Origin of the sequence: Chryseobacterium sediminis, assembly GCF_008386505.1 — a bacterium.
Classification (GTDB): Bacteria; Bacteroidota; Bacteroidia; order Flavobacteriales; family Weeksellaceae; genus Chryseobacterium; species Chryseobacterium sediminis.
The window spans coordinates 147,151-167,880 of sequence record NZ_VUNZ01000004.1 but is presented as its reverse complement, the minus strand read 5'-3'; the positions used below and the strand labels follow the sequence as shown (position 1 = coordinate 167,880).

Annotated in this window: 21 protein-coding genes; 3 read left to right on the top strand and 18 right to left on the bottom strand. The window is 36.2% G+C overall.

The window, feature by feature from the left end; genetic code table 11:
* Nucleotides 1–3 precede the first annotated feature (3 nt).
* Nucleotides 4–621 carry a DUF1684 domain-containing protein gene (locus FW780_RS18865; RefSeq protein ID WP_149835185.1) on the bottom strand — a complete coding sequence of 206 codons (618 nt, stop codon included), beginning with the start codon at nt 619–621 and terminating at the stop codon, nt 4–6.
* 131 nt (nt 622–752) lie between these two features.
* Here FW780_RS18865 and FW780_RS18860 point away from each other — a divergent pair, with 131 nt between their 5' ends.
* Nucleotides 753–2,333, top strand: coding sequence for a GMC family oxidoreductase N-terminal domain-containing protein (locus tag FW780_RS18860; RefSeq protein WP_149835184.1), 1,581 nt, complete (start codon nt 753–755; stop codon nt 2,331–2,333).
* Nucleotides 2,334–2,335: 2 nt separating this feature from the next.
* Here the strand turns inward: FW780_RS18860 and FW780_RS18855 are convergent, their stop codons facing one another.
* From FW780_RS18855 to FW780_RS18840, 4 genes are all read right to left on the bottom strand, one after another.
* A complete protein-coding gene (locus FW780_RS18855; protein ID WP_149835183.1) occupies nt 2,336–3,202 on the bottom strand; it encodes an AadS family aminoglycoside 6-adenylyltransferase in 867 nt (288 codons plus the stop codon).
* A 5-nt stretch (nt 3,203–3,207) separates the two neighbouring features.
* The gene (locus FW780_RS18850; RefSeq protein WP_149835182.1) at nt 3,208–3,606 is read right to left on the bottom strand and encodes a hypothetical protein; all 399 of its coding nucleotides are present in this window, start codon (nt 3,604–3,606) and stop codon (nt 3,208–3,210) included.
* A gap of 67 nt (nt 3,607–3,673) precedes the next feature.
* Nucleotides 3,674–5,179: a malate dehydrogenase (quinone) gene (gene mqo / locus FW780_RS18845; protein ID WP_149835181.1), complete on the bottom strand. Its 1,506-nt coding sequence runs from the start codon at nt 5,177–5,179 to the stop codon at nt 3,674–3,676.
* A gap of 276 nt (nt 5,180–5,455) precedes the next feature.
* Entirely contained in the window at nt 5,456–6,496 is a 1,041-nt protein-coding gene (locus FW780_RS18840) for an NAD(P)H-dependent glycerol-3-phosphate dehydrogenase (protein ID WP_149835180.1), read from the bottom strand.
* Nucleotides 6,497–6,721: 225 nt separating this feature from the next.
* Here FW780_RS18840 and FW780_RS18835 point away from each other — a divergent pair, with 225 nt between their 5' ends.
* Nucleotides 6,722–7,744 carry a M23 family metallopeptidase gene (locus tag FW780_RS18835; protein WP_149835179.1) on the top strand — a complete coding sequence of 341 codons (1,023 nt, stop codon included), beginning with the start codon at nt 6,722–6,724 and terminating at the stop codon, nt 7,742–7,744.
* An 81-nt stretch (nt 7,745–7,825) separates the two neighbouring features.
* Here FW780_RS18835 and FW780_RS18830 read toward each other — a convergent pair whose 3' ends face one another.
* The 6 genes from FW780_RS18830 to FW780_RS18805 all read right to left on the bottom strand — a co-directional run bounded on the left by FW780_RS18830 (nt 7,826) and on the right by FW780_RS18805 (nt 12,561).
* Nucleotides 7,826–8,506, bottom strand: a complete 681-nt coding sequence (locus FW780_RS18830) for a hypothetical protein (protein WP_149835178.1) — start codon at nt 8,504–8,506, stop codon at nt 7,826–7,828.
* A gap of 149 nt (nt 8,507–8,655) precedes the next feature.
* Nucleotides 8,656–9,828 carry an MBL fold metallo-hydrolase gene (locus tag FW780_RS18825; RefSeq protein ID WP_149835177.1) on the bottom strand — a complete coding sequence of 391 codons (1,173 nt, stop codon included), beginning with the start codon at nt 9,826–9,828 and terminating at the stop codon, nt 8,656–8,658.
* Nucleotides 9,829–9,843: 15 nt separating this feature from the next.
* A complete protein-coding gene (locus FW780_RS18820) occupies nt 9,844–10,497 on the bottom strand; it encodes an NAD(P)-dependent oxidoreductase (RefSeq protein ID WP_149835176.1) in 654 nt (217 codons plus the stop codon).
* Between the two features lie 59 nt (nt 10,498–10,556).
* Nucleotides 10,557–10,967, bottom strand: coding sequence for an Rrf2 family transcriptional regulator (locus tag FW780_RS18815; protein ID WP_149835175.1), 411 nt, complete (start codon nt 10,965–10,967; stop codon nt 10,557–10,559).
* Nucleotides 10,968–11,032: 65 nt separating this feature from the next.
* The gene (locus FW780_RS18810) at nt 11,033–11,983 is read right to left on the bottom strand and encodes a hypothetical protein (protein ID WP_149835174.1); all 951 of its coding nucleotides are present in this window, start codon (nt 11,981–11,983) and stop codon (nt 11,033–11,035) included.
* Between the two features lie 143 nt (nt 11,984–12,126).
* On the bottom strand, nt 12,127–12,561 hold the full coding sequence (locus tag FW780_RS18805; protein ID WP_051934256.1) for an FKBP-type peptidyl-prolyl cis-trans isomerase: 435 nt from the start codon (nt 12,559–12,561) through the stop codon (nt 12,127–12,129).
* Nucleotides 12,562–12,858: 297 nt separating this feature from the next.
* Here FW780_RS18805 and FW780_RS18800 point away from each other — a divergent pair, with 297 nt between their 5' ends.
* A complete protein-coding gene (locus FW780_RS18800; RefSeq protein ID WP_149835173.1) occupies nt 12,859–13,866 on the top strand; it encodes a catalase family protein in 1,008 nt (335 codons plus the stop codon).
* 56 nt (nt 13,867–13,922) lie between these two features.
* Here the strand turns inward: FW780_RS18800 and FW780_RS18795 are convergent, their stop codons facing one another.
* From FW780_RS18795 to FW780_RS18765, 7 genes are all read right to left on the bottom strand, one after another.
* Complete coding sequence (locus tag FW780_RS18795; RefSeq protein ID WP_149835172.1) at nt 13,923–15,317, bottom strand: RCC1 domain-containing protein; 1,395 nt, start codon at nt 15,315–15,317, stop codon at nt 13,923–13,925.
* Between the two features lie 151 nt (nt 15,318–15,468).
* Nucleotides 15,469–15,879, bottom strand: coding sequence for a nuclear transport factor 2 family protein (locus FW780_RS18790; protein WP_149835171.1), 411 nt, complete (start codon nt 15,877–15,879; stop codon nt 15,469–15,471).
* Between the two features lie 3 nt (nt 15,880–15,882).
* Nucleotides 15,883–16,410 (bottom strand): TetR/AcrR family transcriptional regulator, encoded by a 528-nt coding sequence (locus FW780_RS18785; protein ID WP_149835170.1) that lies wholly within the window; start codon nt 16,408–16,410, stop codon nt 15,883–15,885.
* A gap of 372 nt (nt 16,411–16,782) precedes the next feature.
* Nucleotides 16,783–17,826, bottom strand: coding sequence for a TerC/Alx family metal homeostasis membrane protein (locus FW780_RS18780; RefSeq protein WP_149835169.1), 1,044 nt, complete (start codon nt 17,824–17,826; stop codon nt 16,783–16,785).
* 85 nt (nt 17,827–17,911) lie between these two features.
* Entirely contained in the window at nt 17,912–18,520 is a 609-nt protein-coding gene (locus tag FW780_RS18775) for a TerD family protein (protein WP_149835168.1), read from the bottom strand.
* Nucleotides 18,521–18,588: 68 nt separating this feature from the next.
* On the bottom strand, nt 18,589–19,536 hold the full coding sequence (locus FW780_RS18770) for a hypothetical protein (protein WP_149835167.1): 948 nt from the start codon (nt 19,534–19,536) through the stop codon (nt 18,589–18,591).
* 16 nt (nt 19,537–19,552) lie between these two features.
* Complete coding sequence (locus FW780_RS18765) at nt 19,553–20,728, bottom strand: toxic anion resistance protein (protein WP_174774477.1); 1,176 nt, start codon at nt 20,726–20,728, stop codon at nt 19,553–19,555.
* Nucleotides 20,729–20,730 lie beyond the last annotated feature (2 nt).

Genomic DNA, 20,730 nt, shown 5'->3' with positions numbered 1-20,730 from the left:
GTCTTAATGATGGTAAATATCCTCATACATTACTCCTGCACGGATTTCCACGGGAAGTTTATTCTCCTCAGGAACAATAGGACAATTGTAATCGTAGGCATTATAAGCACAGAAAGGATGATATGATTGATTAAAATCAAGCACAATGGTATTTCCTTTTGGTATCTTTAAGTCCATATATTTCCCTCCTCCATAGGTTTCTTTTTCATTGGTAGCATCACGGAACGGAAGAAAAAGATAGTCCTTGTATTTATCCTGTTTGATTAAAGTCAGACTTTGGTATAAAGTGACCGTATAAGGTTTATTATCCAGCATAAATGTGGCTTTCCCATACTCCTGATACGTTTTTGTTTTCCCTGAAGAAGTAGGAAGCTCAAAGGGTTTTGTATCTTTTGACTTAACGAATTTCGCAGTTACTCTGTATTTGGCATCAAAAGGAAAGAAAGGATGCGCTTTAAAATTTTTAAAATTATCTCCCCTTAATGGTGTCTCTTTTGGATTGAGATATTCAGCATTGAGTTCTTTCTGAAATTTCTGAACCTCTTTCTCTTCCTTTGAAACTGTTTTCTGAGAAAAAGCCCATAACGGAAGGAGTAAAAAGAGTACTATATATTTTTTCATGAGTATAAAATTATAAGTAAAACTATGAATTTTCGGAACAACAAAAGTTAAAATTCTGATAAAAAAACACAATCTGTTTTAAATAAAATAAGCATCGGCTGATCTAGCATACTTTTTGAAAAGCAAAGTTCATGGACAGAAAAAATTTCATCAGAACCAGCGCATTGGCGATATCAGGTTTCTATTTTCTTCAATCCGAATTATTCCGGGCTGCAGAAAGAAAAAACAGCCGGATAACAGAAAATACAGATGTCCCGATTGTGATCATAGGCAGCGGATACGGAGGAGCTGTATCTGCATTACGCCTTTGTGAAGCAGGAAAAAAGGTAGTGATGCTTGAAATGGGTCTTAACTGGGAAAAAGCAGGAATTCCGTTTTCTAATCTTCTGAAACCGGGAAAAAGTTCGGCCTGGCTGAAAAAGAAAAGCATTGCGCCATTCATGAATATTTTTTCTTTGACTCCTTTTACCGGAATATTGGATCGTCTGAATTTTGAACATATCAATATCTGGGTAGGAAGAGGCGTTGGTGGAGGCTCTCTGGTGAACGGAGGTATTGCCGTTACTCCAAAAGAAAGTTATTTCAAAGAAGTTTTTCCTGATCTTGATGCCGAAAAGTTTTACAATCATTACTTTCCTCTGGTACGGGAAGAACTGAAGGTAAATGTGATTGATGAACAGTTTCTGAAAGACTGTCCTTATTATAAATTCACACGGGTAGGTGAAGAAGAGGCTCATAAAGCTGGTTTTAAAACCATGAGAGTCCCGAATGTGTATGATTTTAAGTATATGGAAAAAGAATTCCGAAACGAGGTTCCCCGTTCCGCCCTAAATACAGAGGTTATCTACGGCAACAATTATGGGAAAAACAGTTTGGATAAAACCTATCTCAGAAAAGCACTGGAAACCGGAAATTTAGAAATTCTGGACCTTCATCAGGTTCAAACGATACAACTTAATGATGATAAAAGCTATACATTAAAAGTCCGTCAGATTGATACCTCAGGAATTATGGTTGCTGACAAAATTTTCAACTGTAAAAAGCTGATTCTTTCTGCAGGAACAATGGGAACTTTACAGATTCTGTTACAATCTCATGCAGAAAACAATTTTCCTGTTCATGAAAAGATCGGAAAAAAATGGGGGAATAATGGAAATTTCATGACCGGAAGAAACTGGGTAAAACCTTTGTCCGGCGGCACGGGAGCCAAGCAATCTACTATTCCGGTAGGAGGAATTGACAACTGGGAAGATCCGGAGCATCCGTTTTTCACAGAAATTGCTCCCTTACCAATGGGAATGGATGTTGCTACCGCTTTATATCTGCTGATCAACAGAGTTGATAAAAAGGGAGAAGTTGCATATAATAAAGCCAGTCAATCCCTGACTTTGAACTGGGACGAAAGCAACACTCTCAAAATGAAAGAAAATGCCCAATATTTTATCCGGAAAATGAATAAAGCCAATGGCGGAACAAGAAGCCACCTGCTTTTCGATAATGGTTTCGGGGCTGATATCTGTTATCACCCGCTTGGAGGATGTGTTCTGGGCGAGGCTACCAATGAATATGGAAAATTAAAAAATCATGAAAACCTGTATGTGCTGGATGGATCATTAATTCCCGGAACTATTGGTGTGAATCCGTTTGTTACCATTACTGCTATTGCAGAATATTGTATTGAAAACCTCATCAGGCAGAATGAATTTGCCTGAAATCAGGGCATTGATTGTATTTCTGTAAGATAGTTTCGGATATCATCTTCCAGTTTTACCGGATAGATAAAATGAAGTTTTTCTGCCAAAGAAGTTCCTAATTCATGTACCAGATCGGCACAGGTATACAAAGCTTTCCAGTTTTCTTCAATATCATTTCCGGAGAAAGTAGCTTCTACTTTATTCCACAATTCCGGGGATAAATATTGTTTGAAAAGTCTTCCGTGTTTATTGGTTGTAATATTATTCCAATCGTGATTTTCAGCAATATACCATTCAATTAAAGGAACAAGATAATCTGTGCGCAGAACATTTTCAGACATAAATTTGGCGTAAAAAATATCGCCGCGTTTAAGGCACTTTGCCACATAGGTTGTATCCCACCAAAAGTCATTCATCAGTTGATGAAACTTTTTTTCCGTCGGCTTTTGAATCATTACTGACTGATACGTTGGTGGTTTCAGATTTTTAGTCAGATGATCTTTATCCACTAAAACTTTATACCCTACGTCCCAATCTTCAGGAAGTGTTTCTTCGTTAATTTCTTCAATAAATTCTGCTACCTGATACAGTTTAAAATCAACTTTCACATGGTCTTTGTACAAAACCATTTTCATGGCATGTTTTCCCTCAAAAACACTATCATCTTCTTCAATCATGGAAATAGGATCACCAAAAAGGCTGATCCATTCATTTCCGGATTCATAGTGTGTCCTGTTTTCAAAAACAAGTTCTACATCCAGATCACTTAAATCATCTACAGGAGCGTAAGGGTTCACCAATGAACTGGTCAGAAGAACAGCACGGATATCAGGATTGTTTTCAGCCCAATGAATAATCTGTTTCAGTTTTTCTTCCCTTACTTTCATTGTGATTAAGATTCTGAGATTTTTACCCGATACACATCGGAAGAATTTCTCTTGATTGATTCTACAAAGAAGCCGCCTTCTTCAGGAATTACTTCTTTTAAATCAAAACTTTTACAGTCTTTCGGAAGTCCGGAAAATATCAGGGTAAACCAAAAATCTTTCATAAAAGGAACCGCTGTCCAATAGGGAGAAATTGAAATATTTTCTGCATGAATCAGTTTGCTTCTATGCTCAGACTGGTTATCAAAAAGATAGGTCGAATGCCAGATCCTGATCAGGTTTCCTAAAAACGGTGATGCCGGAAAACAACAATGTACGATCACCTGTTTTTCCTCTTCCGTTTTTGCCTTAAGAGATTCCAGAATTTCCTTGGCAATAACAGGTTTTACAATTATTTCTTCCACCTTTTAATAAGTAATAAATCATAAGCAATGAGTAATAGATACTGCTACTCATTGCTCATGATTGGTATTAATATTCTAATTCTAATTTTTCTTTTGTATAATTTCGCACTTCATTGGTCAAGGCAGGATTTTCAGCCAGTTTTTGTCCATAAGAAGGAACCATTTCAAGCAGTTTTCCTTTCCATTCTCCATGTAATTTTTCAGGGAAACATTTTTCCAGTACATTCAGCATGGCATATACTGCTGTAGATGCTCCTGGTGAAGCTCCCAGCAGAGAGGCGATTGTACCGCTTTTATTCACTACCACTTCAGTTCCGAACTCCAGCTTACCTCCTTCTTTTTCATCTTTTTTGATGACCTGCACTCTCTGGCCGGCTACTTTCAATTCCCAGTCTTCTTCTTTGGCATCCTTAACAAATTCTCTTAAGTGCTGCATTCTCTGAGATTTCGTCATTGCAACCTGCTGGATAAGATATTTAGTCAGAGGAATATTATGCCACCAAGCTCCAAAAAGAGATTTTAAGTTTTTGGTGTTTACACTTTCCGGAAGGTCTAGATAACTTCCTTCTCTCAGGAATTTAGTGGAGAACCCTGCAAAAGGTCCGAAAAGAAGGGCTTTCTTACCATCAATAATTCTAAGATCAAGATGTGGAACAGACATTGGAGGTGCATCTACCGTAGCCTGCGTATATACTTTGGCCTGGTGTTTTTCTACCAATTCCTGGTTATGACTTACCAGCCACTGGCCGGAAACCGGGAAACCTCCATAGCCTTCACTTTCTTTAATATCTGAACTGTCTAATAACGGAAGTGCATATCCTCCGGCACCAATGAAAACAAAGTCTGCCACCACTTCCTGTTTGTGGCTGTTGATTCTGTCTTTCACCTTCATTTCCCACTTCCCGTCTTCTCTTGCGTCAATATCTTTCACTTCGTGGTATAAGAAAACCTCAACATTGGAATCTTCCAGAAGATGTCTCCCCATTTTTCTTGTCAGCGTTCCGAAGTTTACATCCGTCCCCATATCCATCTTTGTTGCAGCCATTACTTCAGACTGATTTCTTTTGCTCATTACCAAAGGAATCCACTCTCTCAGTTTTTCATGATCTGTAGAGAATTCCATTCCTGAGAAAAGAACAGATTCAGCCATTTTATCGTGGCGTTTTTTAAGATATTCTGCATCTTTTTCTCCGAATACCAAACTCATATGCGGACATGAATTGATAAATTCTTTGGGCTCATGAATATAACCTTTGGTGAGCAGATACGCCCAGAATTGTTTTGAAATTTCAAACTGTTCTGCAATACTTTCTGCCTTAGTGATATCAATAGACCCGTCCGGTTTTTCCGGGGTATAATTTAGCTCACAAAATGCGGAGTGCCCTGTTCCGGCGTTGTTCCATGCTGCTGTACTTTCTTTGGCAAACCTTCCGAGTCTTTCAAAGATTGCGATTTCAAGATTTGGATCAAATTCATGAAGCAGCGTTGCTAAAGTGGCGCTCATGATTCCGCCGCCTATCAGTACAACGTCATATTTAGGTTTCGGTGTTCTGCTTGTAAGCGATTGTGACATAATTTTAAATTTTACTTCAAATTTCGGGAAAAGTTTTAAAAACTGGAACGCGTTTAACGATTTTAACACGTTATTTTTTGCTTCAAAAACACTTCTTTAGTACACAACAAAAAGCTATGGAAAATTTCAATAAAACATCATTGAAATGATTGATAATATTAGATCATTATACCTCCTAAATCATTAAATGACATAAAAAAAACTTAAGCATTGGAATGCTTAAGTTTCAGTTAATTTTATTTTACAGACAGGTTTTTATTAATAAAGCCTATTATTTTAGTTCAATTTTGCAGTCAGTTTTTTAAACTGTTTTTCGGCATTTTTACCTTCATAAAGAATGGCATAAACAGTATCTATAATTGGCAGTTTAAGATTTTTCTGTTTTGCTGTTTTATAAATAGAATCTGCTGCATAATAACCTTCCGCCACCATATTCATAGACTGAATAGCAGATCTTACGGTATACCCTTTCCCGATAAGATTCCCAAGGTTTCTGTTTCTTGAGAAAAGTGAATAAGCAGTCACCAGAAGGTCACCCAGATAAGCACTTTCATTTACATCTCTCGGTGCTTCATAGATTGCTTCCAGGAACGCTTCCATTTCACGGATTGCATTGGAAACAAAAACAGCGGTAAAGTTATCTCCATACCCTAAACCACTTGCGATTCCCGCTCCTATTGCAAAAATATTTTTAAGAATGGCACTGTATTCATTTCCTAAAATATCTTTACTTGTATGTACTTTAATAAAGTCTGAGCTGAAAATTCCTTCAAGTTTTTCAGCCGTTTCATCTTCTACTGCCGCAATGGTAAGGTAAGAAAGTCTTTCCATCGCTACCTCCTCGGCATGACAAGGCCCTGCGATAACCGCCTGATTTCTGAACCCGATTTTAAATTCATCACGCAGATAATGAGCTACCACATCATTTACTTTAGGAATAATCCCTTTAATTGCAGAGATAAAGATCTTATCTGAATAATCACAGGTCATCTTATCCAGTGTATCAGACAGGTAGATAGACGGAGTTGCCAAAACAATAACGTCACAAGCAGAAACCAGTTCATTGATATCCGTTGTTAATTTTAAGCTTTTCAGATTAAAGTGAGCGGCTGTAAGATACGTTGGGTTGTGCCCACGAAGCTCGATAGCTCCTTTTACAAATTCACTTCTTACGCACCAGTGTACAACTTTGCAGTTTTCAACAAGCATTTTTACGATAGCGGTTGCAAAACTTCCGCTCCCTACAACTCCTACAGAAATATCCTTTTTATTCTTTTTTGGATTCGAAGATTCTGAAATAATTTTCTTTTTAGCCATAATTGGAATGTGAACTGCAAAGATATTAAAACAAAGACGTAACAAATGCTTTGAAACTATGATAAACGCCATTTTCTGAAAAAATTAACACTTCAACACAATTAAATAGCTAATTAACCGTTAAATACAGAAAAAACTGAATTTTAAATAAAAATAACCCACAAAGCTTATTTTTAATTAAATTTGCAGCTTCAAAACCGTTTTAAATTTACTAAGAGAAGAAATATGAAAAAATTTCTAAACAGCAAGAAGAACGTAAACATTCTCCTGGGAGGACTTTTGCTAGTAGTTTTTGCACAAGGTGTCTTCATTGCAAAGCTCTTTTCTGAAAGAGACGACAAAACCTACGAAGTCAATCTTGTAAAAATAAACACTGAAAAAGACAGTGTAGATTATCTAAAAATGAAAACTGATCTTACACTCGTAGATCAGACTGTGGCTCAACTCAACTCCTTCCTGAAGTCCAAAGACATTACCAACGAAAAACTGATGATGCTCAACCAGGACAGTATTTCAAATTCTATTTATCTTTCCAAACAGGCAAACCGGTACAGCCAATATCTGATGGATCTTCAGAAAAAACTGATGCAGGTTCCGTTAGGTATGCCTACAGACGGATATATTTCTTCTAATTTTGGAGTGAGAAAAAATCCTATCCCATTCAAAACTGTTTTCGCTTCGGTAAAAACGAGTGCTGCAGCGGAAGCAAAACCAGTAGTGGCTGCAACTCCAAAGCCTGAAGTAAAAGCTGAACCTGTTGAAAAAATTGTTGAACTTACAGACAGCTATGGAAATAAAAGGGAGGTAAAAGTGATGGTTACTCCAAAAGCTGCTCCTGTAGCAGCAACATCAGCTCCTTCTACTACAAAAACTGTGACTGGAACTACAGTTGCTAAAACTGCTGAAAAAAACAATGCACCTGCTGAAGCCGATCAGATGCAATTCCATAAAGGACTGGACATTGCTGTTGCCTACGGTTCTGATGTAAGAGCTGCGGCTGCCGGAACAATTATTTTTTCCGGACAGAAAGGAGGCTACGGAAACTGTGTAATTGTTTCTCACGGAAACGGGCTGGCAACGCTGTACGGACACTTATCTCAACTTGTATCTAAAGTAAATGATAAAGTAAAAGTAGGTCAGGTGATTGCCAAATCCGGAAATTCCGGACGTTCTACCGGTCCTCATCTTCATTATGAAGTACACAAAAACAATACTCCGATTAATCCGAAATTGTTTATGAATCTATAAAAAGAAAGGCTGCTCAGTATGAACAGCCTTCTTTTATTTTGATATTACCCAGATTCCGGATACGTTATGTGTATTTTATTCTTATGGAAATTCAATGTTCAGCATTTTTTTAGTCTTTCTGTCAAATGCTACATTGATAAACGGGAAAACCTTATCTCTTTTGCTTACTTCTCTTATTAAGATTATCTGTCCCAGATTGGGATTATCCAGAAACTCAAATCCCTGAAACTGTATTTCTGTAATCGGGCCTAGTTGAGAATCCATTCTTGAAATTGTTTCTTTGACTAATTCCTTTTTAGGCTTAAATTTTGGTTCAAACATTTCAAGAATTCCGTTGTCATCTTTATTAATCAACAATGAGTTGATCTTATTAATTTCCGGATACAGATCCTTTACTTCCTGCAGTTCTTTTTGAGTGAATGATTTTGTAAAACTAGCCCCGTCTGATAAAAGTAATTTTGTTTTAATAACATCATATTCTCCAGGTTTTTGATTCTGAAAAATTATAAATGCAATATTGGCAGCATTGGATACAGCTCTTTGAGGCTGGCTATTGATCAGTTTACTGTCTTTAATCTCCACTTCAAAAAAATCACCGGATTCTCCATTCAGTGTTTGCACTCCTTTCATCGTTTCAACATAGCCTCCATAAAACTTAAGAATTTCGTCAACAGATTTTTTATCCTCAGATGTTGTAGCCAATTTACCACAACTGAACATAGACAATAGTAATAATAAAGGCAAAAATTTAATTGATTTCATTTGGTTATTAATTGATTGTAAAAATTTCATTCATAGATTTGGAATCTTTGCTCAACATAGATTTTCAGAAAGATTCTATCCCCTAAAGGTATCACTAAATATAATAAAAAAGTACATGTGAAATTTACATGTACTTTTGATTTTTATCATTACTTCAAAATCTTAAGGGTTCCTTTCGGATGAGTAAATGTACCATCAGGACCTGCAATATTTGAATATACTATATTTTTGTTATAATCCTGAATATGGGTTACATTGAAACCAAGATGTGGCTCATGCCAATACACCATAAAAACATTCTTTGCGACTTCTACAACCGTATATTCTACAGTATCTGTACTGTTTTTTGAACTTCCGGCTGTTCCGGTGAAAGTCATTGTTTTGTTATCTTTAAAATCCAGAAGGAATTTTACCGCTCCAAAATCTACTTCTACTTTATTCCCGATTGCCGGATAAGGTGATTTTAGATCCCAATCTATTTCTTTAAGATAAACTTTCACTCCCATTTCCAGTTCTTCTTTTCCTGGAAGATCAGGGTATTTTTTAACCATAAAATCTACAATAGAAGACGAAGTTTTATTTTCTGCCACTGCCTGTTTATAGTTTTCCAAATAGCTTTTCACAAAATCAAGAGATTGTGGAGCGGTAGAAAGTTCTGCAAAATGAGAAGGAATTACCTGCTCCGGCTTCAAAGCTTTCATTGCATCAATCTGCCCTATCCACTGATCAATTGCCTTTGCATTCTGAGTGTCTGCCATCCAAAGATGAGAACCTACAGAAACCGAAATCCCGCCAACAATAGTTTTAATGGAAGGAATCCAAAGAAAACTGTGTGCCGGATCTTCAGGATTTTGTCTGATTTCAATTTTGTTTCCTTCAAGATCAGGAATTGAAACGGCTGCTTCAGGAACGATAATTTCTGATGGAGCATCTGCTTTCAACTGTGGTTTCCACACTCCCATTTTATCATCTTTTGAAGCTGATATCAGATAAGCTGTCTGTGCTGTTGAAATGATCTTTGCCTTAGGAAAAGCTTTTCTGATGACATCCAGTCCAAAATAAAAATCAGGATCACTGTGAGAAATAAAAACTGTTTTCAGGTTCTTTCCTGTTGCTTTTATTTCTTTCACAAGCTGTTCTGCATATTGTTTCTGAAATTGAGCATCAACGAGAATGGCATCTTTATCTCCGTAAATAATGGTGGAAGTAATTGGAAAGATAGCTTTGGTTCCCGGATTATATACTTTCACTTTGAGATTTCCGGCAAATATGCTGATAAATCCCAACAGCGCTAATAACGACAATAATTTCTTTTGTATCATTTCTGTTCTTTTGTATTAATATGCTGCTGTAAAACGTTCTCTGATATGGTTATTCTGTTCCAGCTCATCTACCAAAACTACGGCTACATCTTCTACAGACAGACGGCTTCTTCCGTTTTCATCAAATACGGGAGTTTCTAATGATGTTCTGTATTTTCCTGTTCTTTCTCCTACATTAGCCTGGTTCATTTCTACTGCAGGGCTGAAGAATGTCCAATCCAAAGTGTTGTTTTCCTTAATCTTGTTTAAATAGTCTCTGGCTGCTGTTGCTCCTGGCTTGTAAGCTTCAGGGAAATCAGGGGTGTCTACAATCTGTACATTGTCCGGAGTATAAAGGCTTCCTGCTCCACCTACTACGATAAGTCTTTTTACGCCTGACTGTTCTACTGCTTTTTGAATATTCTCAGAGCCATTCAAAAAATCGTTGTAAAGATTAGGATTCGTCCATCCTGCATTGAAGGTACTGATTACCGCATCACTTCCTTTTAATGCTTCAGCCAATTCATCTACATTGTTTACATCAACGCTTTTTGCTGTTACATTCTCCTGTGATTTTACTTTGGATGCATCTCTTACCAATGCTTCTACAGCATATCCTCTATCTGCTAATTCTGTTACGACGTGTGCCCCTACAAATCCTGTTGCACCAATTACTGCTACTTTTTTCATAATGTTTTATTTTTAATTAAATTGTAATAAATTTTGTTACATTTAAGGCTAAAAAATCTTTATTCAAACTGGTCTGTGAATTCCTGTAGTGACTTGTCTCCTAAAAACTTTACTACCAATTGATCTGTTTCTTCAAATAATGTATTTAAATGAACGTTAATTTCCTTTCCAACACTACACGCCGGATTGGGATTTTGGTTTTTTTTACCTAATACTTCTGTATTTTTTACTGCTTTATAGATCTCCGAAATGGTGATCAATTCAGCATTTTTTCCAAGCTGACTTCCTCCTTCTTTTCCCTGTCTGCTAATAATCATACCTGCTTCTCTTAATACGCTGATTTCCTTTCGGATAATCACCGGATTTACATTGATACTACCGGCAATCCACTCGGAAGTAAGCCACTCCTGAGGGCTCTTCGCCAATAAGGTCATAATATGTATTGCCGTAGCAAATCTTGTATTGTTCATTGTAATTACTCTGCAAAGATAAACATTTTTTAACTGTAACAAAATTTATTACAGTTAAATTTTTCTTAAAGGATTAATTTATCCAGATCAAGCAGCAGATAATTAATATTCTGATTAATGGTACGGGTTGCTGACTGCATCTGATTGAGCATGGCAGCACGGTTATTAAGATCATCTGCTCTGTAAAATCCTCCGTCGCTGAAGATCACAGACTTATCTGCAGCTTCTTTTACATCATCAAACTGATAATGAAGCCATCTCTGTTTCATATTTCCTATGATGGAAAATTCTTCTTTGTTGGAAAATTTTTTCTCGGTATACATATACCAGATGAAAGGTGGGAAGTTTGGAGACTCCAGCTTTTCTTTCCAGATATCCCTCAAAAGATTTCTCTGATGGATAAATTCTACTTTTTTTCCTTTAGGATTAAGAGTTGCCAACCCAAACCCTGCTCCTATAATCCCCCCTCCAATACCAATTGCATTATCCCAGCCGTCACTTTTCACAATTCCTCCCGCAATGGATGAGGCTGCTCCGGCAATGATAGAATATAAAATCAGTTTATTATTTCTGGAGGCATTCAGATTATCCACATAACTTCCAATCTGAGCCACTCGCTCTCCTTCACAGTCAAATTCTGCAGCTACGGCATCCAGTTCTGTTAAGGCAATGGTAATTCTGCTGTTGATTTTGGTTTTAAGCTGCAATATTTTTACCTGTGAGGTGAGGGAAGAATCTTTTTTAAGCTCGATGATTTTGTGAACATCATCAAGATTACCCAAAGCATTTAAAATTAAAATACTCTGATCGGTAAACATTCCGTTGAGTTCTTTATTCGCCGTTAAAATAGAATCCGAATTATAAGACGGAAGTTTATTATTGTAATTATACTTAAAGGGTGCTTTACAGTAGCTGTCCTTAAGGGTAAGAATATTCTGCTGGATTGCCTGGTTCTTTTTGGAAACACAGGATACCAGTAAGCTCACCGCAGCAAGAAGGTAGAAGAGTTTTTTCATTCAGTCATATTTTTGTGTTACCAGAGTATTATAAAACAAATCTTTTTCTGTCACCTTTGCTTTACAATTTACAATACGAATATAGTACAAATAAAAAAATTTACCTGAAATCAGGTAAATTTTTAATCTATTTTTAAGAAGGATTATTTAATATCCAGCAATTCAACTTCAAAAACAAGCGTACTGTTTGGCCCGATTTCTTTGCTGATCTCCTGATCTCCATATGCTAAGTGCGGTGGAATGATCAATCTCCACTTACTTCCAACCGGCATCAGCTGAAGCGCTTCTGTCCAACCTGAAATTACTCTGTTTAGAGGGAAAGATGCAGGTGTACCTCTTTTTACTGAGCTGTCAAATACTTTACCGGAAATAGTGGTACCGTGATAATGGCATTTTACAGTAGACTTAGGTCCTGGTTTCGCACCATCTCCTTCGGTAATGATTTCGTATTGTAAGCCGCTTGGTAACTGCACAACGCTTTCTCTCTTACCATACTCTTCCATATATTCTTTACCATCTTTCAGGTTCTTTTCTGCTAATTCTTTTTTACGTTTAAATAACATATCTGCTACTCCCATATTATAAATTTTTTACAAAGATAAGGCTTTTTAAGGTTGGAAGATGGAAGCCCGGGGCTGGAAGTTTAAAAATCCAGGCCATTCCTATTTCCAACAAAACGTTTTAATTTATTCTTATTTAAAACAAATTAATACTAATAATCAATAAGTTAAATATATTATTAATTAAAAAACAATAATCATATTGTCTTACATTTCTTTATTTCTAAGCTCCTTTTCAACAAAATTCAAATAATTGTAATACTTATTTAACACAGATTCCGAAACTTGGCGTTATAATTGGATTTTAAAAACTAAATGCCAAATCCATTAAAATATAATAAGAAGTTTGATGAACTGAATGAGGAGGAAAAAAAACTTCTGGAAATCAATAAAAAAACAATTGCGGATTTTGTTGAACAATCCTCTTCCATCAGTGACGTCAATTATGCGACAAGAAATGCCCATGCTAAAACGTATGCGGTAGCAAAGGGAACTTTCTGGACTGAACCTGACATTCCGGAATCACTGCAGCCCTATTTTGATAAGGAAAAATTTGATCTGACCATCCGGTTTTCCAATGCTCAGCTGAAAATTCAAAATTCAAAAAAAGATATTCCTGCTTATGGGTTTGCTGTACAGATCAAGGATGAGAACGGTGGATTGCTTGCCAACTATCCATTGGTGAATTTTCCTTTGTTTCCCATTAATTCTGTGTCTACTTTTCTGAAACTCTTTACCGCTATCAATAAATTTTACATTAAAAAGTGGAGAAGTCTCTTTCCTATGCTTATTCAGATAATTAAAGTAATTCCTTCTGCATTGACGGGTGATATGTTTCGTAATATGATCCAGCTGATAGGTAAAAGAAATGATTTTATTCTGTCCTTTGATTATTATTCTGTAGGTGCTTACCGCTTGGGAGATCAAATCATTAAAATAAAGCTAAGTCCAAAATCTGTTGATAAAAATACAGGCAGGAAGCAGAAGGTCAAAGATTCTTTGACAAACTACCTTCAAACTCATAATTTCACGGCAGATGTTATGATACAGATTTGCTATGATTTAAAGGACCAGCCGGTCAACAAACTGAATGTGGAGTGGAAAGACTCTCCTTATATTAAAATTGGTGAAGTCAGAATCAACAAAGATTCCTTGCTGGATTCACGCAATTGTACAAATGAGCTGCTATCATTCAATCCTTTTGAAAGTAAGATCTTTTTTCAACCTGTAGGAAAAATACAGAAACTCCGTGATGAAGCTTATAAAGTGTCTGTACAGACGAGGAGAAAGATTAATAAGCTGCTGCATGGGAAAAACAGTTAGATTAAAAGCTTACAATAAATAGTAAAGGGGCAATATAAATACAGCCCCTTTTTTTATTATTTTTCTTCGGTCTTTATCAATTTTTTTATGACTGTATTCCCTTTCAAATCTTCTATTTTAACCCAATAAATGCCTTGCTGTAAGGATTGTATGTTAATAACATTGATATTTGTATAAGAACCGATCAATCTTCCTTCTTCATTATATACTTTTACCATTTTAATTCCTGAAAGATTTTTAATCATAAATGAAGTGTTTGCAGGATTTGGATACAGTACAATCCCTTCATTTTTTATAACATTGTCGTTTACCTGCAAAGTTAAACTTGTAGGACATGAAATAGCTGTAGGTATGATTTTTTCAACAATGGTACCATCTCCAAGCTGACCTGATCCATTATTACCCCAGCTCCAAAGTGAACCATCTGTTTTTAAGGCTAGTGTATGATTATATCCTCCTGCTGCAGTTTTCCAATTGGTTTGTACACCAATTTGAGTGGGAACCAATTTATTAAGATAAGTACCATCCCCTAATTGTCCTGTGCTATTGTCTCCCCAGGCCCAAAGTGTTCCGTTATTTTTTATTGCCAAAGAATGATTAACTCCAGCTGCAATACTCTTCCAATCTGAAGAAGTACCTATTTGAGTAGGAACAAATTTATCTATGGTAGTTCCATCACCTACTTTCCCATTGACATTGTATCCCCATGCCCAAAGTGTACCATCCGTTTTTAATGCCAAGTTATAATTAGGTCCAGCGGATATGCTTTTCCAATTGGTATCTGTTCCTATCTGAACCGGGCTCGTTTTATAGACATTCGTACCATCTCCCAATTGTCCTGTACTATTATAGCCCCAAGCCCAGAGTGTTCCATCTGCTTTCAGAGCAATAGAGTGAAATACTCCTACTCCAACGGCTTTCCAATTGGTTCCGGTTCCTATTTGAATATAATTAAAGTTTTGGTCTGTTATTGTTCCATCTCCTAATTGTCCAAAAGTATTATCTCCTCTGGCCCATAGCGTTCCGTCTGTTCTTACTGTTAATATATGTTCCCCAGGAGACATATTTTTTATATTAGCAGCACTCCCTATCTCTACAGGACTCGTTTTATTCTCATTGATAGCGCCTCCCATCAATCCATGAAAATTACTTCCCCATCCCCAGAGTGAATCATCAGATTTTATAGCCAGGACATAGTCTTCTGCCGGAGTTGTTATGATACTTTTCCAGTTGGCATTTCCAATCTGAACGGGGCTTGTTTTATAATCAGTAGTTCCATCTCCTAACTGTCCATACCAATTATTCCCCCAAGTCCAGAGGGTTCCGTCATTTTTAACTCCTACAGAGTTCCATCTTCCTGTAGATATTTCTTTCCAACATTGGGAATAAGCCAGAAACGGCGTAAGCAAAAAAAGTAAGAATACTTTTTCGATTGATCGATTTTTTCTCATTTGTATTTAAGTTTTTTATCCGAATTATCTTCAGATGAGTATATAATTCAGATGGTTATTAGTTTAAAGTATCGAATAATTTTCAACAAATATAAAACAAGAAAATGAATTTTATGCATAAAAAAGACTGTTATTACAACAGTCCTCATTGTTAAAATTTTCGTTCTTCTTCTCTGATTTCCAAATCATTGATACTTGCATATCTTTTCGCCATCAGACCGTTTTCATCAAACTCCCAGTTTTCGTTTCCATACGCCCTGAACCAGTTTCCGTCTTTTGTTTGATATTCATATTCAAAACGAACGGCAATACGATTGTCTGTGTGGGCCCAATATTCTTTCTTAAGCTTATAATGGAGTTCTTTTTCCCATTTTTTCTGCAGAAATACTATAATATTTTCTCTTCCATTTACAAATGTATCCCTGTTTCTCCATTCGCTGTCGATGGTATATGCTTTGGAAACTTTTTCGGGATCCTGACTGTTCCAGGCATCTTCTGCCAATTGAATTTTTTCCAGTGCCGTTTCAAGGGTGAAAGGCGGAAGCGGATGTTTTTGTTCCATAACTTATTGTATTAAATTGGTGACTATTTTTTTTGATTTTTCAATTAATTCATTGGATTTGAAAAGCTGGCTTTCAATAATACTGCTCTCAAAAAGCATATAGACATGATCGGAAAGGGAATCATTATTCAGTAATTCTAAAAAAAAGTTTCTGAGATCAGCTTTATGGGATTGAATGACACTCAGAATTTTAACATTATCCATCGGTATTTCTGATAAAATATTCAGGAAACTACATCCTCTGAAATTTTCTTTACCATTCATATATACCAGAAAATCGAAAGCTTTAGTGATTTTAGATTTTGAATCTTTTTCCTTTGCTAAAAAGTTATTGAGTTCACTGAACCAGTATTCATGTCTTACGTTGAGAAATTCCACACATAGGTCTTCTTTGGATTTAAAATATTGATAAAAGCTTGCTTTGGCTACTTCTGCCTCGGAAATGATCTGGTTGATTCCTGTAGAATTGTACCCTTGTCTGGCAAACAATTGAAAGGTCGTTTCTATTATTCTTTCTCTTGGAGATTTCATATGCTTTTCTTTTCTGAAACAAATGTATGAAAAAAAACAACATACAGACCAGTCTGTCTGTTTTGTTTTTTAAATATTTTTTTGCTTTGTTGGAAACGCAAAGGAGCTAAAGTTTTTATAAGAATGTATTAAGACGCAAGGATTTTATCGAAGATAAAATTTAATACCGCTAATAATATGGTTTTGAATAATGTGAATAATTAATATAAGTAATTATCCTTGCTGAAAATCTTTGATTTTCTTACGCCTTAAAAGCAGGAATTATGATTATACTCTTTGCGACTTTGCGTTTTCCAACAAAACTTCATCAACAAAAAAGCCTCCAGAATTATAATCCGGAGGCTTTGATATATTTAAAATTTAAATACTATTTTATTTTTCTTCCAATTCTTCTTTCTTCTCTTCTTCTTTTTCAGGAAAAATGATAGATAAAAGAACAGAGATCACTAATACTCCTCCTACAATTCCTAATGAAACCGGAGACGGAATATGAATCCATGGTGCAATAAGCATTTTAACTCCAATGAAGGAAAGGATAATGGCCAATCCGTATGGAAGTTTGCTGAACATATGGATAAAGTTCGCTAACAGGAAGTATAATGATCTTAATCCTAAAATAGCAAAGATATTCGATGTATAAAGGATGAACGGGTCATTTGAAATCGCAAAAATAGCCGGAATAGAGTCTACAGCGAAAAGAACGTCCGTAAATTCAATAACCCCTACCACTACTAAAAGAGGAGTTGCCATTTTGATTCCGTTCTGAATGGTGAAGAATTTATCTCCATCATAATTATCAGAAACCTTCCAGAAACTTTTGATAAGCTTTGCACCTGCTGTATTGCTATAATCTTCATCGTCATCATCGCCACCATCACCCCATGATTTGATTCCCGCATAAACAAGGAACAACCCGAATAATGTCATTACAACATTGATTTTTACTGCTTCTCCGAAGATATTCATTTCAGGAAGATAAGTCAGATTAATCAATCCTACTCCTGCAAAGATGAATATAGCCCTGAAGATCAATGCACCAATGATTCCCCAGAAAAGAACCTTATGATGAAGATATTTCGGAACTTTAAAGAATCCGAAAACCAGGATAAAAACAAATAAATTATCCACAGACAGGGCTTTTTCAATCCAATAGGCAGCCTGATACTGTGTAAATTTCTCTATTGCCAAAGCATGGCTTTCAGGGCTTCCATCGGTATTGAATACCCAATACACCACTCCCGAAAAGACCATTGACAATGAGATCCATACGATAGACCATATGGTAGCTTCTTTGGAAGATACTTCGTGACTTTTTTTGTTAAATACCCCTAAGTCCAGGAGCAGCATAATAACGACTGTTATTGCAAATCCCCACACCAGACCTGGGTGCAGTTCTAAAATACTTTGATGTTCCACTTGAGTTATGTTATTATATGATAAAAGCAATAGATGCACAGAGTACAAATATTGCTATTTTATTTATCTTTTGATTTACAATTGATTATAGGTAATTCATCTGAACCGTCTGAACCGTCTGCTCCAGTTTTTTGTCTGCAGTAGGGTCTCCGATAGCGTTGAATTTCCATTCTCCGTTTCTTTTATAGAAAACGCCCATTACCATGGCAACATGTCCGCTGAAAGAAGCATCATTTGCAATATCATATTTTGCAAAAACTTCTCTTACATTGGTAGGTGTGCCTTCATAAATACGGATAGAAGCAAAAGGAATTGTTCCGAAATCCTGTCCTCTGTAGCTATTCAGTACCATTGCTACATGCTCTACATTAGGCTCCAGCTGGCTGAAATCGACAGTAATCACCTCATTATCCAATCCGTCATCTCCGTTTACGTCACCGGTAAGATCGTCTCCGCTGTGTCTTACGGATCCGTTTCTGGATTTAAGATTTCCGAAATAAATTACTTCCGTAACGTTTTTGTTTGAATCATATAAAATACAGCTTCCGTCTAAGTCTACTGCTTCTTTTTTAGTTCCAAAAAATCCTTTTTTTTCAATTGCTCCCCAGTTGATTCCTACACAAGCCTGTGAAAGTTCAGCTCCATTTTCTTTTTTAAGGTTGATTCTCTGACCTTTTTGTAAGTTGATAGCCATCTTTTTATGTTTAGTTGTTATTTACTTTTATGCAAAAAAGTGAACCTTTTTGCTTTACAAATTTCGTTTTAGTTATTATTCAGATTCAAATTAAGCATTGCCCGCAGAATATTTGTTTCTTCGTCAAAATCAAATATTTTGCTCATAATATCCATATTTTCCAGGTTTTTGATATAATCTTTCAAAACTCCTTCTACTTCAGCCGGTAAAGCACGTTTTCTTTCGTTCATACTGTTTTCCAGCTGTTCATTTTTACTTCTCAGCTGATCAATAATGGAACTTTGGTTAGACTGATTTTCAGAGATATCCAGCTTATCCAATTCTTTGTCAAAAAGATACATTTTTTTTTCGTCTACACTGAAAATAAAATAATCATCAGACTGAAAGATTTTGAAAAGTTCATAATCACGCGTTCCGATAAGGTATCCACATACAAACCGGACTTTAAATCCTTGTATATTGAGCCTTCCCAACAGCTTTCTTTCAATAGAATAATCTTTATACTGATAAGCCGGAAAAGAATCAGATTTCAGTAGTGTTTCATCTACTTCTGTCCTATAAAATTCCTGAGCATATTTTTTATGAAAATACAGTACATTATCCCAATTGGCTGTAAAACTATCTTCTGTAAGGTCTTTATACAGAGTTTTCAAATGTTGGGAAAATACACCACTGTACATTTTCCTGTCCGTCTGAAAGCTGTCTACCCGTCTTTCCTCAAAACCTGAAATATATTTATTATTGATGTTAATTTCGTTGATAAAAGCCAGCATATCATTTTCTTTCTGTCTTTTAATTTTAGTCAGAAGTTCTATGAGACTGTCCGTATACTGCAGGTGGAAAAGTTCCAGTTTATTGTAATCTAAAGCCGTATTTTCCTGAAACAGATTGTGGATAATATCTGTTTTGATGTATATTGATATGATATCAATATGTTCAAAAAAATTAGCGAGAAGCTTAAGCTTTGTTAATCTTCTTTTGCTTTGCGACAATATGGTTGCTGCATCATCCCCCACCTTAGTATTCTATAAATTAACCTCTGACATTCGCTTTAAGCTCATGCTCCAATGTCTGAAGATCCTGATCCAGTTTTCTTCTGTTATCTGCTCCCTGTTTCTGGATTTGTTTCACTTCATTCAATGTATTAATAAGCATTGATGTTGTTTCTTTCAATGTTTCTACTGACACGATGGTCTGCTCATTAGCTCTTGCAACATTTATTGAGTTCTGGCCAAGACGCTCTGCATTCTTTCTTAAGATCTCTTCTGTAGTAGAAGATACTTTCTGCTGAATTTCAATATTCTGCTGCTGTCTGTACATCGCCACAGCCAATGAAAGCTGGTTTTTCCAAACAGGAAGTGTCGTAGTAAGAATCGTCTGCGCTTTTTCAGCAATGGAAACGTTGTTATTCTGTACCAGTCTGATCTGTGGAAGCGACTGCATCATAATTACACGAACCACTTTAAGATCAGCCATTCTTCTGTCTAGCCTCGCGATAAAATCTCTTTTGTCAGCAATCTGATAATCCTGAAAATTCTGAGGAGCAGTTTCCATCTGAGCAAGCTCTACAGCAGCTCTTTCCATTCTGATATTTCCTGCAATCACGAGATCTTCAATCTGCTTGATAGAATTCACATTGCTTTCAAAGATAGTCTGAAGAACAGCGTTATCTTTTGTAGAAGTAATGATTCCTGCATTTACTTTATAAGAGATCTGTTCAATATTGTTGATGATCTTATCGTATTTTGCAAACAAGTTTTCTACCTGAGTCATTACCTTTTTCATGAATGGTAATTTGCTCAGGAAACTTTTCACTTTATTTCCGTTAAGTTCTTCTACATCCACATAGTTAAGCTCTACCAAAAGATCATTGATAAGCCCTCCTACTTCTCCTGAATTGGATCTTCTTACGTTTCCTAAGAAGCTGTCACTCTGATTGGTTAATGTTTTCTGAAGCTCCGCTCCGAAATTTACAATGGAACCCGGGTTCGCTTCATCAATAGAGTTCGCCAGAACTTCATATTTCTGACGGTCTTCTGACTGCAATTGTGTCAGATTTACATTTCCTTCTCTATCCACAAGAACTGCCGGCGCTGCATTTTGAACAGGCTGAGCCGGAGTTGGAGGAACCATTGGTGTAGGTTCAAAGGTTTTAAGAGGTTCTATTGATCCTAATGGATCTATGGGTTGATTTTCCTGATTGTCCATGA